This window comes from Streptomyces sp. NPDC002520, assembly GCF_053595235.1.
This window is the reverse complement of record NZ_JBSFXG010000057.1, coordinates 29,994-43,289: the sequence shown is the minus strand read 5'-3', so window position 1 is coordinate 43,289 and position 13,296 is coordinate 29,994. Positions and strand designations below refer to the sequence as shown.

Annotated in this window: 12 protein-coding genes; 5 read left to right on the top strand and 7 right to left on the bottom strand. The window is 70.6% G+C overall.

Going from position 1 to position 13,296, the window contains the following annotated elements:
- Together ACWD5D_RS41935 and ACWD5D_RS41930 are read left to right on the top strand one after the other, a co-directional pair.
- A partial coding sequence (locus ACWD5D_RS41935; RefSeq protein WP_451378017.1) for an IS3 family transposase occupies positions 1-135 on the top strand: 135 nt, incomplete at its 5' end.
- 130 nt (positions 136-265) lie between these two features.
- Positions 266-565 carry a hypothetical protein gene (locus ACWD5D_RS41930; protein WP_451378015.1) on the top strand — a complete coding sequence of 100 codons (300 nt, stop codon included), beginning with the start codon at positions 266-268 and terminating at the stop codon, positions 563-565.
- A gap of 187 nt (positions 566-752) precedes the next feature.
- Here the strand turns inward: ACWD5D_RS41930 and ACWD5D_RS41925 are convergent, their stop codons facing one another.
- Together ACWD5D_RS41925 and ACWD5D_RS41920 are read right to left on the bottom strand one after the other, a co-directional pair.
- Positions 753-1,622, bottom strand: coding sequence for an acyl-CoA thioesterase (locus ACWD5D_RS41925; RefSeq protein ID WP_451378014.1), 870 nt, complete (start codon positions 1,620-1,622; stop codon positions 753-755).
- A gap of 40 nt (positions 1,623-1,662) precedes the next feature.
- The gene (locus ACWD5D_RS41920; protein WP_451378013.1) at positions 1,663-4,176 is read right to left on the bottom strand and encodes a DEAD/DEAH box helicase; all 2,514 of its coding nucleotides are present in this window, start codon (positions 4,174-4,176) and stop codon (positions 1,663-1,665) included.
- 145 nt (positions 4,177-4,321) lie between these two features.
- Here ACWD5D_RS41920 and ACWD5D_RS41915 point away from each other — a divergent pair, with 145 nt between their 5' ends.
- Positions 4,322-5,116, top strand: coding sequence for a metal-dependent hydrolase (locus tag ACWD5D_RS41915; protein WP_451378012.1), 795 nt, complete (start codon positions 4,322-4,324; stop codon positions 5,114-5,116).
- A 14-nt stretch (positions 5,117-5,130) separates the two neighbouring features.
- Here the strand turns inward: ACWD5D_RS41915 and ACWD5D_RS41910 are convergent, their stop codons facing one another.
- The 4 genes from ACWD5D_RS41910 to ACWD5D_RS41895 all read right to left on the bottom strand — a co-directional run bounded on the left by ACWD5D_RS41910 (position 5,131) and on the right by ACWD5D_RS41895 (position 9,901).
- On the bottom strand, positions 5,131-5,394 hold the full coding sequence (locus ACWD5D_RS41910; protein ID WP_451378011.1) for a type B 50S ribosomal protein L31: 264 nt from the start codon (positions 5,392-5,394) through the stop codon (positions 5,131-5,133).
- Positions 5,395-5,436: 42 nt separating this feature from the next.
- Positions 5,437-5,907, bottom strand: a complete 471-nt coding sequence (locus tag ACWD5D_RS41905; RefSeq protein ID WP_451378010.1) for a DUF5709 domain-containing protein — start codon at positions 5,905-5,907, stop codon at positions 5,437-5,439.
- Positions 5,908-6,308: 401 nt separating this feature from the next.
- Positions 6,309-8,090, bottom strand: a complete 1,782-nt coding sequence (locus ACWD5D_RS41900; RefSeq protein ID WP_451378009.1) for an ABC transporter ATP-binding protein — start codon at positions 8,088-8,090, stop codon at positions 6,309-6,311.
- Positions 8,087-9,901 (bottom strand): ABC transporter ATP-binding protein, encoded by a 1,815-nt coding sequence (locus ACWD5D_RS41895; RefSeq protein WP_451378008.1) that lies wholly within the window; start codon positions 9,899-9,901, stop codon positions 8,087-8,089. The genes ACWD5D_RS41900 and ACWD5D_RS41895 overlap by 4 nt, the downstream gene beginning before the upstream one ends.
- A gap of 291 nt (positions 9,902-10,192) precedes the next feature.
- Here ACWD5D_RS41895 and ACWD5D_RS41890 point away from each other — a divergent pair, with 291 nt between their 5' ends.
- Both ACWD5D_RS41890 and ACWD5D_RS41885 read left to right on the top strand, forming a co-directional pair.
- On the top strand, positions 10,193-10,957 hold the full coding sequence (locus tag ACWD5D_RS41890) for a hypothetical protein (RefSeq protein ID WP_451378007.1): 765 nt from the start codon (positions 10,193-10,195) through the stop codon (positions 10,955-10,957).
- Between the two features lie 128 nt (positions 10,958-11,085).
- Positions 11,086-12,723, top strand: a complete 1,638-nt coding sequence (locus tag ACWD5D_RS41885; RefSeq protein ID WP_451378006.1) for a peptide-N4-asparagine amidase — start codon at positions 11,086-11,088, stop codon at positions 12,721-12,723.
- Between the two features lie 70 nt (positions 12,724-12,793).
- On the opposite strand, the gene ACWD5D_RS41880 is transcribed toward ACWD5D_RS41885, so the two are convergent.
- Positions 12,794-13,243 carry a MarR family winged helix-turn-helix transcriptional regulator gene (locus ACWD5D_RS41880; protein WP_451378005.1) on the bottom strand — a complete coding sequence of 150 codons (450 nt, stop codon included), beginning with the start codon at positions 13,241-13,243 and terminating at the stop codon, positions 12,794-12,796.
- Positions 13,244-13,296 lie beyond the last annotated feature (53 nt).

Below are 13,296 nucleotides of genomic sequence, written 5' to 3'. Positions count from 1 at the left end.
CTCGCCACCGCCGAGTACGTCGACTGGTACAACCACCGACGACTCCACGGTGAGATAGGCCACCTCCCGCCCGTCGAATACGAGAACAACCACTATCTCGCAACCACGAAACCCCAGGTCACAACCAACATCTGAGATCTCTACCGAACCCGGAACGGTTCAGGTACCGGTCTCCCCTGAACTGGTGCAGATACTGCGGGCGTACGTCGACGAGTTCGGGACGGCGGAGGACGGTCGGCTTTTCCGCAGCCCGAGTGGAGGCCGGTTGGACTCCACTCGGTACCTCGACGTCTGGCACAAGGCGCGGCGCATCGCCTTCCCGCCACATCTCGTGGACTCCCTCCTTGCAAGGAGGCCGTACGACCTGCGTCATGCCGCGGTCTCGCTGTGGCTGAACTCTGGTGTCCCCGCCGCTGAGGTGGCCGAGACGGCGGGCCACAGCGTGGCGATCCTGATGGACACGTACTACAAGTGCATCCACGGCCAGCGGGAGCGGATGGTGCAGCGCATCATCGATGCCCTCAGTGAAGATCGGGAAGGCGGGGCGTCAGGCGAAGTGGACTAGACCATACGTCTTCGCTGGCACACTCTTGGCACAATCGCTGTGGGGTGCAACGAAACGCGATGAGACGTGGTGGGTGCGCCTCGGGCCATGACCCCTGCTTCATTCTCGGTAAGAACGTCGAAACGACCGGCCCGCGGAGCGTCGCACGACGCGACGCGGACCGGCCGACGATCGGTGAAACCGCAGGTCAGCCCAGCTTGCGGAACAGCCCCTCCTGTACCACGGACACGATCAGTTGCCCTTCGAGGTTGTAGATGCGGCCCCTGGCGAGGCCGCGGCCCCCCACCGCGATCGGGGACTCCTGGTCGTACAGGAACCATTCGTCCGCGCGAAACGGCCGGTGGAACCACATGGCGTGGTCAAGGGACGCCATGTCGAAGTTCCGCGGGCCCCAAAGGGGTTCGATCGGGATGCGCACCGCGTCGAGCAGGGTCATGTCGCTCGCGTAGGTCAGGGCGCAGGTGTGCACGAGCGGGTCGTCGCCGAGCGGTCCGACCGCGCGCATCCACACGGCGCTGCGTGGCTCGGCGCCCTGGATCTCCTCGGGGTTCCAGCGCAGCCGGTCGACATAGCGGATGTCGAAGGGCTGACGGCGCGCCATCAGCTCCAACTGCTCGGGCAGCGCGCCCAGATGCTTGCGGATCTCCTCGGAGACCGTCGGCAGCGACTCCGGGTGCGGCACCTCACGGACCGGCGGCAGCTGGTGCTCGAACGGTCCTTCCTCAGGCTTGTGAAAGGAGGCGGTCAGATTGAAGATCGTGCGGCCCTGCTGCACCGCCGTGACGCGGCGCGTCGTGAACGAGCGTCCGTCGCGAACCCGCTCCACCTGGTACACGATCGGCAGGCCCGGCCGGCCCGGGCGCAGGAAGTACGCGTGCAGCGAGTGCACCGGCCGACCGCCGTCCGTGGTGCGCCCGGCGGCCACCAGCGCCTGGCCCGCCACCTGGCCGCCGAAGACCCGCTGCAGGGACTCCTGTGGGCTTCGGCCGCGAAAGATGTTGACCTCTATCTGCTCCAGGTCGAGCAGGTCGACCAGTGTGTCGGCCGGGTTCGTCATCGGTGGGTTTCTCCTTGGCTCGCAACTGGTCGCGGACGGTTCACAGCTGGCCGACATCGGTGACGCGGACCACGGCACGGCCCTCGGCGTCGGAGGCCGCCAGGTCGATCTCCGCGCTGATGCCCCAGTCGTGATCGTCGTTCGGGTCGTCGAAGATCTGGCGGACGCGCCAGAGGCCGTTCTCCGGCTCCTCCTTGATCACCAGCAGCTTGGGACCGCGGGCGTCGGGGCCGGTGCCGAGGTCGTCGTACTCGTCCCAGTACTTGTCCATCGCCTCGCCCCACGCATCGGCATCCCAGCCGGAGTCGCCGTCCATGTCGCCGAGTTCCTCGACCTGGTCCAGGGCGGCGAGTTCCACGCGGCGGAACAGGGCGTTGCGGACGAGGACACGGAAGGCGCGCGCGTTGGCGGTGACCGGCTTGACCTCGTCGGCCTTCTCCTGGGCCTCCTCGGCGGTCATCTCCTCCGGGTTGGCCAGCTGCTCCCATTCGTCCAGCAGGCTGGAGTCCACCTGGCGCACCATCTCGCCGAGCCACTCGATCAGATCCTGCAGATCCTCGGACTTCAGATCGTCCGGGATGGTGTGGTCGAGAGTCTTGTAGGCGCTGGCGAGGTAACGCAGCACGATGCCCTCGGTGCGGGCCAACTCGTAGAAGGACACCAACTCGGTGAAGGACATCGCCCGTTCGTACATGTCGCGGATGACGGACTTCGGCGAGAGCGGGTGGTCGCCGACCCACGGGTGGCTCTTGCGGTAGGTGTTGTACGCGTGGAAAAGGAGCTTCTCCAGCGGTTTGGGGTACGAGATGTCCTGGAGGCGCTCCATGCGCTCCTCGTACTCGACACCGTCCGCCTTCATCGCGGCCACGGCCTCGCCGCGCGCCTTGTTCTGCTGGGCGACGAGGATCTGCCGCGGGTCATCCAGCGTGGACTCGACCACGGACACCATGTCGAGGGCGTAGGAGGGCGACTCGGGGTCGAGGAGTTCGAACGAGGCCAGTGCGAACGTGGACAGCGGCTGGTTGAGCGCGAAGTCCTGCTGCAGGTCGACCGTGAGTCGGACGATGCGGCCCTCGGCGTCCGGCCGGTCGAGCTTCTCGACGATCCCGCCGTCCAGCAGCGAGCGGTAGATCGCGATCGCGCGCCGGATGTGCCGGAGCTGCTGCTTGCGCGGCTCGTGGTTGTCCTCGAGGAGATGACGCATCGCCTCGAACGCGTTGCCGGGCCGGGCGATCACCGACAGCAGCATCGTGTGCGTCACCCGGAAGCGCGACGTCAGGGGCTCGGGGTCGGAGGCGATCAGCTTCTCGAAGGTGTTCTCCGTCCAGCCGACGAAGCCTTCCGGCGCCTTCTTGCGTACTACCTTGCGGCGCTTCTTCGGGTCGTCGCCGGCTTTCGCGAGGGCCTTCTCGTTCTCGATGACGTGCTCGGGCGCCTGCGCGACGACGAGCCCAGCCGTGTCGAAGCCCGCCCGGCCGGCCCGGCCCGCGATCTGGTGGAACTCGCGCGCCCGCAGCGTCCGCACCCGGCTGCCGTCGTACTTGGTCAGGGCCGTGAACAGCACCGTGCGAATGGGCACGTTCACGCCCACGCCGAGCGTGTCGGTGCCGCAGATGACCTTCAGCAGGCCAGCCTGGGCGAGCTTCTCCACCAGGCGCCGGTACTTGGGCAGCATGCCGGCGTGGTGGACGCCGATGCCGTGGCGGACGTAACGGGACAGGTTACGGCCGAACTTGGTGGTGAAGCGGAAGTTGCCGATCAGGTCGGCGATCTGCTCCTTCTCCTCGCGCGAGCACATGTTGATGCTCATCAGTGCCTGCGCCCGCTCCACGGCCTGCGCCTGAGTGAAGTGCACGATGTACACCGGGGCCTGCCTGGTCTCCAGCAGATCGGTGAGTGTCTCGGTGAGCGGGGTCAGCTTGTACTCGTAGGAGAGCGGCACCGGACGGGTCGCCGAGCGGACCACGGACGTGGGACGGCCGGTGCGGCGCGCGAGGTCCTTCTCGAAGAAGGACACATCGCCCAAAGTGGCCGACATCAGGATGAACTGCGCCTGGGGGAGCTCCAGCAGCGGGATCTGCCAGGCCCAGCCGCGGTCGCCTTCCGCGTAGAAGTGGAACTCGTCCATCACGACCTGGCCGACGTCCGCGTCCTTGCCGTCACGCAAGGCGATGGAAGCGAGGACCTCGGCGGTGCAGCAGATCACGGGCGCGTCAGCGTTCACCGAGGCGTCGCCGGTGAGCATGCCGACGTTCTCGGTACCGAAGATCTTGCACAGCTCGAAGAACTTCTCCGAGACCAGCGCCTTGATCGGGGCCGTGTAGAAGGTGACCTCGTCCCGCGCCAGCGCGGCGAAGTGAGCGCCCGCGGCGATCATGCTCTTGCCGGATCCGGTGGGCGTCGAGACGATCACGTTCGCCCCGGAGACCACCTCGATCAGCGCCTCCTCCTGGTGCGGATAGAGGGTGAGGCCGCGCTCCTGGGCCCACGACTCGAAGGCTTCGTACAGGGCGTCGGGGTCGGCGGTCGGCGGCAGCTGATCGATGAGGGTCACGCACCCATCTTGCCTGGCCTTCTCCCCGAGACGGGAATCGGCTGTGGGTGCGAAGATCACGGCCGCTACGCTGTGTCGCCGACGGCGCGTCAGCGCACCGGGTCAACTGGACAGCGGCACACGAGGAATGGGGCGGGAAGCGGCCATGATGGGACCAGCACACTCACTGTCGGGGGCCGCGGCCTGGCTCGGGGTCGGAGCGGCCGCCGCCGCGACCGGTCACGCGATGCCCTGGCCCGTTCTCCTCGTCGGCGCGCTGCTCTGTGCCGGTGCCGCACTCGCACCGGACCTCGACCACAAGGCGGCGACCATCTCGCGCTCCTTCGGGCCGATCTCCGCCGCGATCTGCGAGATCGTCGACAAACTGTCCTACGCCGTCTACAAGGCGACCAGGAAGAAGGGCGACCCGCGCCGCAACGGCGGCCACCGCACGCTGACGCACACCTGGCTCTGGGCGGTCCTGCTCGGCGCGGGCTGCTCGGCGGCGGCGATCGCGGGGGGCCGCTGGGCCGTGCTGGCGATCCTGTTCGTGCACATGGTGCTGGCGATCGAAGGTCTGCTGTGGCGGGCGGCCCGGGGTTCCAGCAGCGATGTCCTGGTCTGGCTGCTCGCGGCGACCAGTGCGTGGATCCTCGCGGGAATCCTCGACAAGCCGGGCAACGGCTCCGACTGGCTCTTCACCCAGCCCGGTCAGGAGTACCTGTGGCTGGGGCTGCCGATCGTGCTGGGCGCGCTCGTGCACGACATCGGGGACGCGCTGACCGTCTCCGGCTGCCCGATCCTGTGGCCCATCCCGGTGGGCCGCAAGCGCTGGTACCCGATCGGCCCGCCGAAGGCGATACGGTTCCGGGCGGGAAGCTGGGTCGAGCTGAAGGTGCTGATGCCGGTGTTCATGCTGCTCGGGGGAGTGGGCTGTGCCGCGGCCCTCAACGTGATCTGACGTACCACTCCCGCTCAGGTCGCCTCGTCCGACTCCACCCCGCCGTACCGGCGCTCGAACCGGGCGATGCGGCCCTCGGTGTCCACCGTGCGGGCCTTGCCCGTGAAGAAGGGATGACTCTCGGAGGAGATCTCCACGTCGATCACCGGGTAGGTCTCACCGTCGTCCCACTCGATCGTCTGCTCGCTGCTCGCGGTGGACCGGGTGAGGAACGCGTATCCGGCTGCGCGGTCACGGAAGACAACGGGGCGGTAGTCGGGGTGCTTGTCCTGCTGCATGGCGGCTCCTCGCGCGGGGCGGTGGGGCAGGGGGCGTCCGGATCAGCCGGAAAGGGAGTCCTCGTCGACGATGTGCATCGCGGCCTCCTCGGCGGAGGCGGCGGCGCCGTCGATACCGACGTCTGTGGCGACGAGGGCGCTCTCCTCGTCCTCGTGAGCCCCTTCGTCGGGGGCGACCAGGCGGCCGGAACGCATGTTGCCGACCTCGTTGTCCAGGAGTTCCCCGTCGGTGCCGGAGCAGTCGCCGATGCCGTCACCGTCGACCACGGTGGCATCGGGCAGCTCCTCGGCGAGCCGTTGGTCCAGAGTCTCCCCGGCCCGGCGCTCCGAAGCGGTCACGCCGTCGTGCTCCACCGCCCAGGGACGCTCGGGAGGGGACCAGCCCCGGTCGAGGGGGTCTTCGACGCCGTCGAAGTCCAGCGTGTCCTCGACGTCGAGCACGCCCGAGTCCTCCCGGATCTCGGAGGCGTCGGGCTGGTAGACGTCATCCCCCCATCCGTCGGCGCTTTTCACGGGAACCTCCAGGTGGTGAGCACGGCCGCGTGCCACCGTGAGGGGCGGCGGCCCGTCGGCACGCCGGGCACGGAGTGTGCACGCCGCGAACCGGAAGGTTCCCGGGCGTTGCCCGCACCGGTGCCGCTATCCAGCCTTCCACCCCTGTTCGGGACCGCGCAACGGCACGGCGCCCGGCCTGGGGCCGAACGGCTTCGCCGCGGCCCGGGGCGGCACGGTCGCCCGGCCCTGCCCCACGCCCTCCCGGGTTCACCATGGCCCTCGGCCTCCATCGGCAAGCCGCCGCCCGTGCCACGACACACGTCTCGGCCGGACCAGGGCGCAACGGCTCCCTCGCGCCGTCACGGCACCGCACGCCCGCCCGGCATCCGCACCCCTTACCCCTGATACGAAACCACCCCTCACCCGTGCCACGACCGCCACAGCGCCGCGTACGCCCCGTCCGCCGCCACGAGGGCCTCATGGCTGCCCAGCTCGCTGATGCGGCCGTTCTCCACGACGGCGATCACGTCGGCGTCGTGGGCGGTGTGGAGACGGTGGGCGATGGCGACCACGGTGCGGCCGTCGAGGACGCGCGCCAGGGAGCGTTCCAGGTGGCGTGCCGCGCGGGGGTCGAGCAGCGAGGTCGCCTCGTCCAGGACCAGCGTGTGCGGGTCGGCCAGCACCAGCCTCGCCAGCGCGATCTGCTGGGCCTGCGCCGGGGTCAGCGCCAGTCCGCCGGAGCCGACCTCGGTGTCCAGGCCGTCGTCCAGCGCCCGTGCCCAGCCGTCCGCGTCGACCGCGCCGAGCGCCGCCCACAGCTCGGCGTCCTGCGCGTCGGTCCGGGCCAGCAGGAGGTTGTCCCGCAGCGAGCCGACGAAGACGTGGTGCTCCTGGTTGACGAGGGCGACATGCGAGCGGACGCGTTCGGCGGGCATCCGGGACAGCTCGGCGCCGCCGAGGGTGACGCGGCCGTCCCGGGGTGCGTAGATGCCGGCGAGCAGCCTGCCCAGCGTGGACTTGCCCGCGCCGGAGGGGCCGACCAGGGCCAGCCGGGTGCCCGGAGCGACCTCCAGGGACACCTCCCGCAGCACGTCGACACCCTCGCGGTAGCCGAAGTGCACCTGGTCGGCATGCACGTCCCGGCCCCGCGGAGCCAGCGCGGCGTCCCCGGCGTCCGGCTCGATGTCCCGCACGCCGACCAGTCGGGCCAGCGACACCTGGGCGACCTGCACCTCGTCGTACCAGCGCAGGATCAGGTTCACCGGGTCGACCAGCATCTGGGCGATGAGCGCGCCCGTGGTCAGCTGGCCGACCCCGATCCAGCCCCGAAGGACGAGGAAACCGCCGACCATGAGGGCCGAGCCGAGCACGATGACGTGGACCGCGTTGATCACAGGGAAGAGCACCGAGCGCAGCCAGAGGGTGTAGCGCTCCCAGGCGGTCCACTGCTTGATCCGCAGCTCGGACAGTTCGACGCGACGAGCGCCGAGGCGGTGCGCCTCGATGGTGTGGCCCGCGTCCACGGTCTCGGCGAGCGCGGCGGCGACGGCCGCGTAACCGGCGGCCTCGGAGCGGTAGCCGGAAGGGGCCCGCTTGAAGTACCAGCGGCACCCGATCACGAGCACCGGGACCGCGAGCAGGACGGCGGCAGCCAGCGGCGGGGCCGTCACGACGAGCCCGCCGAGCAGCAGCAGCGCCCACACGACACCGATCGCCAGCTGTGGGACGGCCTCCCGCATGGCGTTGGCCAGGCGGTCGATGTCGGTGGTGATGCGGGACAGGAGATCGCCCGTGCCCGCCCGCTCCAGCACGCCCGGGGGCAGTCCCACGGAACGGATCAGGAAGTCCTCGCGCAGGTCGGCAAGCATGCGCTCGCCGAGCATGGCGCCCCGCAGCCGCACTTCCCGGACGAACGCGGCCTGGACGACCAGCGCGAGCAGGAACAGGCCGGCCGTCAGGCCCAGGTGCAGGTCGCGCGCCCGGTCCGACACGCGCTCGACGAGTCCGCCGAGCAGGTACGGGCCGACCATGGAGGCGACGACAGCGACGGTGTTGACGCCGATGAGCAGCAGGAAGGCCCGGCGGTGCCGGCGGAACAGCTCGGTGACGTAGGCGCGCACGGTCGCGGCCGCGCCGACAGGCAGGGTGGTGGCGGTCGTCGGGGCCGCCGGGTCGTACGCCGGTGGCGCAACGCCGATCATGCGCTCTCCTCGATCTCTTCCAGTTCTTCCAGCGGTCCGAGCGGGCGCAACAGGGCGCTCCCGTCGCCGAGGGACTGTTCGTCCTCGGTCTCCCGCGTCACCACGGCCCGGTACCGGGGCTCGGTCTCGATCAGCTCGCGGTGCACGCCGACCGCCACGACCTTGCCCTCGTGGACCAGGGCGACCGTGTCGGCGCGGTCCAGCAGCAGCGGGGAGGAGGTGAACACCACCGTCGTCCGCCCCGATCGCAGCCGCCGCAGCCCGTCCGCGATCCGTGCCTCGGTGTGCGAGTCGACCGCGGAGGTCGGCTCGTCCAGCACCAGCACCTCCGGGTCCGTGACGAGGGACCGGGCCAGGGCGAGTCGCTGGCGCTGGCCGCCCGACAGGGAGCGCCCGCGCTCGGTGATGCGGGCGTCCATGGGGTCGGCCGCGTCCAGGGATCCCTGTGCCAGGGCATCCAGCACGTCCCCGCACTGTGCGGCGGCGAGCGCGTCCTCGGCCTGTACGGCACCGGAGGCGGGCACGTCGAGCAGTTCGCGCAGGGTGCCGGAGAGCAGCACCGGGTCCTTGTCCTGGACGAGGACGGCGGTGCGGGCGTTGTCGAGGGGGACGTCGTCGAGCGGTACGCCGCCGAGCAGCACCGCGGGGCCCGGTTCGGCGGGATGTCCGCCCAGGCGCCCCGCGAGCCGGCCTGCCGCGTCCGGGTCGCCGCACACCACGGCGGTGAAGCGGTGGGTGGGCGCGAGCAGTCCGGTGCCGGGGTCGTACAGGTCGCCGCCCAGGACCTCGGCCGCGCGGGATCCGCCGGCGTCCGTGGCCCGCTGGAGCGACAGCACGCGCGCGGCACGCTTCGCCGACGGACGCGAGAAGGAGTACGCCATGGCGATCTCCTCGAAGTGGCGCAGCGGGTAGTTGAGGATCATGACCGCGCTGTAGACGGTGACGAGTTCGCCGACGGTGATCCGGCCCTGGCGGGCCAGGTGGATGCCGTGCCAGACGACGACGATCAGCAGCAGTCCGGGCAGCAGTACCTGGATGGCGGAGATCAACGACCACATCCGCGCGCTGCGTACGGCCGCGTGCCGTACCTCCTGCGAGGCCCGGCGGTAGCGGTCGAGGAACAGCTCCTCGCCGCCGATGCCGCGCAGCACCCGCAGCCCGGCGACGGTGTCCGAGGCCAGCTCGGTGGCCCGGCCCGCCTTCTCGCGCTGGGCGTCGGCGCGGCGCGTGGCCCGGGGCAGCAGCGGCAGCACGGCGAGGCCCACGACCGGCAGACCGACGGCGACGATCACACCCAGGGCGGGTTGGTAGACGAGCAGGCCGACACAGACCACGACGACGGTCAACGCGGCCGCGGTGAACCGGGAGACAGCCTCGACGAACCAGCCGATCTTCTCCACGTCACCGGTGGAGACGGCCACCACTTCGCCGGCCGCCACCCGCCGGGTCAGCGCCGAGCCCAGCAGGGCCGCTTTGCGTGCCAGCAGCTGCTGGACCCGGGCGGCGGCCGTGATCCAGTTGGTGACGGCGGCCCGGTGCAGAAAGGTGTCGCCCACGGCGATGCACGCGCCGCACAGCAACAACAGAACGCCGGTCAGGGCCAGTCGGGTACCGGAGCGGTCGATGACCGCCTGGACGGCGAACCCGACGCAGAAGGGCAGCGCCGAGACGGCGACGAAGTGCAGTGCGCCCCAGGCCAGCGCCTTGAGCTGGCCGCCCGCTTGGTTGCGCCAGAGCCACCACAGAAAGCGAGGACCCGAACGAGCGTCAGGTTGGCCCGGGTCGGAGTACGGAAGGTCTTGAATCTGCATGACGTCCCAGTGGCTCGTGTCAGGGAGGGGAGACGGAGAGAGCGGCGAGCGGAGTGCGGCGTGGCCGGGGAGGCGGTGGCAAGCCGTGAAAGGGTCGCGTCGCAGCGCGGCGAATTTCAAACGGTTTTTCCCGACGGCGGGCGAGATCCGCCGTGTTCGTGCCGGATACAGTCGCCCGGCGTCGCTATGCCCGGCACTCGTGTGGGGGACGGCCACGAGCGGCCCCCAGTCGCTGCCCCGAGTGTCCGAAACAGGTCTCCATCAGCCCGAACGTGATGCAACCATGGGCGGGTGAAGATCAACGGGATGCGGCGTGCGACGGTCGCGGTGGCGGCCCTCGGGACCCTTCTGTCAGCGTTGTCCGCGTGCGGTGCCGCCGCCGAGCCGGGCGCGGCGCACGCCGGTGGCGAGCCGGCCCCTGAGGGCCGGACCGCACACAGCTCCGACGCGTCCGGGCGCCCGCCCTCCGACCCGACCCGCATCCCGGGCGTCGGTGACCGCCTGTACGGGCGGATTCCGGCCGAATCGAGCCAGGTCGTGGCCGTCTACGGCCTCGGCAGGAACTCGGCCCGCTCCGTGCTCGTGCTGTACACGCGGCATGGCGCCGAGTGGCGTCAGGTGCACAGTTGGCACGCTCACAACGGCCGCAAGGGCTGGACGACCGACCACCGGATGGACGACAAACGCAGCCCGGTCGGCGTATTCAGCCTCTCCGACGCGGGGGGTGTCCTTCCCGACCCGGGCACGCGGCTGCCGTACGACCACGACGAGGGCGCCTATGCGCCACCCGCCGCATGGGACGCGGACCATCAGCATGACTTCGACTACGTCATCGCCATCGACTACAACCGCGTCAAGGGCACACCGCCGCACGACACCACGCGCCCCGAGGGCGTGGAGAAGGGCGGCGGCATCTGGCTGCATCTCGACCACGGCAGCGGCACCTCGGCCTGCATCAGCGTCTCCAAGAAGGCCATGAGGTACCTGCTGCGCACCCTCGACCCCGCCCGGCATCCCGTGGCGGTCATGGGGGACATGGCGGAGTTGCGCGCCTGACCTGCGCGCCTGGCCGGCGTGCCCGGCCTGCGTCTGGCCTGAGCCTGACCTGTGCTTCGGCGCGGCGGACGGCCGATCCGCGGGAGGCGTCCTTGTACTGCGCCCCGTCTCCCCGTAGAACACCGCCCATGAGAAGACGGATAGTCATGTCCATGCTCGCCGGAGCGACCCTCCTGGCGAGTACGTTCTTCGGCACCGGAGTCGCCGCCGCCCAGGCCGGCACCCGGGCGGACACCCAGGCCACCGACGTGCCGGCCGAGTTCGGAAGCGACTGGCACGATCCGGTGACCGCGGCCCCGCCCGTCGATCGTCCGCACGGCAGGTCCTGCCAGGTCACCCTCGCCGAGGCCCAGTTCCGCGACTTCACCCCCTACCGGGGCGCCTACACGCCGCCCCAGGGCTGCGGGGACCGCTGGAGCAAGGTCGTCCTGCGTCTCGACGGCAACGTGAAGGGGCGTCAGTACGACCGGCTCGGCTATCTGCACGTCGGCGGGGTCGAGATCCTGCGCACCTCCACCCCCGAGCCCTCGCCGGACGGCATCGAGTGGCACGTGGAGAAGGACGTCACCCACTACAGCGACACCTTCCGCAGTTCGCAGGACGTCGAGATGCTCATCGGCAACGTCGTCGACTCCACCTACACCGGTGTGATCGACGTCAAGGTGACGCTCACCTTCTACACGGGACGTCCCGAGAGTCCCGCCCCGGACCGCGTGCTCACGCTCGCCGACAGTCCCGACGGCGCGACCCTCACCACCCCGCACAACAGCGAACGCATCGTCGCGGAGGTGTACGCCACCGGATCCGGCGGGGGCTGCGAGGAGTTCTGGTACCTCACCGTGGCCGACCCGGCGTCGTACTCCTGCAAGGCCGACCACGGCCCATACCGCGAGGTGCAGATCAAGGTCGACGGCCAACTGGCCGGCATCGCCGCGCCGTTCCCGAACGTGTGGACCGGGGGCTGGTCCAACCCGTTCCTCTGGTACGTCGTCCCGGCCCCGCGTGCTTTCGACGTCCGGCCCATCGAGTACGACCTCACGCCGTTCGCCGGGCTCCTCAACGACGGCCGGCCGCACCGGGTCGAGGTCTCCGTGGCCGGCGTGCCCGCGGGCCAGGCCGGCTGGAGTGCCCCGGTGAACGTGCTGGTCTGGCAGGACGCGCACCGCGCCCACGTCACCGGCGCGCTCACGGCGGCCGAGCCGTCCGGCGCCTCCAACTCCTCGACGTACACGCCCGGCACGGAAAACCGTGTGGACACCCGGGCCGGACACCGGCTCACGGTCTCCGGGTACCTGGACACGTCGCACGGCCGCGTGACGACCACCGTCACCCGTACGCTCGCGAACACCTCGGCGCACCGCTGGACCGACGGCGAGAACACGGACGGGCTCGACGCGACTTGGAAGGACGATGAAACCGTGACCAGCACCGGCCCGGACGGCCCTGTGCGGACGACCCGCACCCAGCGGACCTACACGATGAACGGCGCCACGACCGTCGGTACGGACGACCGGCTGCGCACGGAACTGACCCTCGGCGACCGGGCGAGGGTCGTGGAGACGCGGGACGGCCGGCGCACCAGTTGGTCGCGGCTCGACGACACCTACAGCGGCGACGCGACCTACACGATCAACGTTCCGCGCGACCAGCGGCACGCGGTCGGCACGTCCGGCGAGCGCTACCGCCTCTACGGCTCGGACGGTTGTTACGACCGCTCCCTGGCGACGGCGCAGGGGGTGCTGACGGAGGACCGCTCCCGCTGCTGAGGCCCGCTCGGCGGACTGTCCCCCTCCGACCCGCGGCCCTGCTCCTGTCCCGGAGCGGGGCCGCTGCCGTTCAGCAGCCCTTGCCCGGCTCTCCGTCGATCAGCGTGTCCAGCAGCACGCCGAGCACCTGCCGCTCCTTCTCCGTCAGCGGCGCGAGGATCTCCTCGGCGGCCGACCGGCGCGCACCGCGCAGCTCACGCAGGGCCGCCCTGCCCTCGTCGGTCAGCTCGATCCGGGTCACCCTGCGGTTGGTCGGGTCCGGCACCCGGCGTACCTTGCCGCCCGCCTCCAGCCCGTCGACCAGGGTCGTCACCGCGCGCGGCACCACCTCCAGGCGCTCGGCGAGATCGGCCATGCGCGGGGGCGAGCCGTAGTGGGCGAGGGTGCGCAACAGCCGGGACTGGGCCGGGGTGACGCCCAGGTCGCGCCGCTCCAGATGGCGTTTCTGGATGCGGTGCACCCGGCGGGTGAGCCGCAGCAACTGCTCGGCGAGCAGGCCGTCGGGATCGGGGGTGCTCATGCGGGAACAATATCAGGATGCAGTTCATTGTGAGTATAGGTAACAATGAGCTA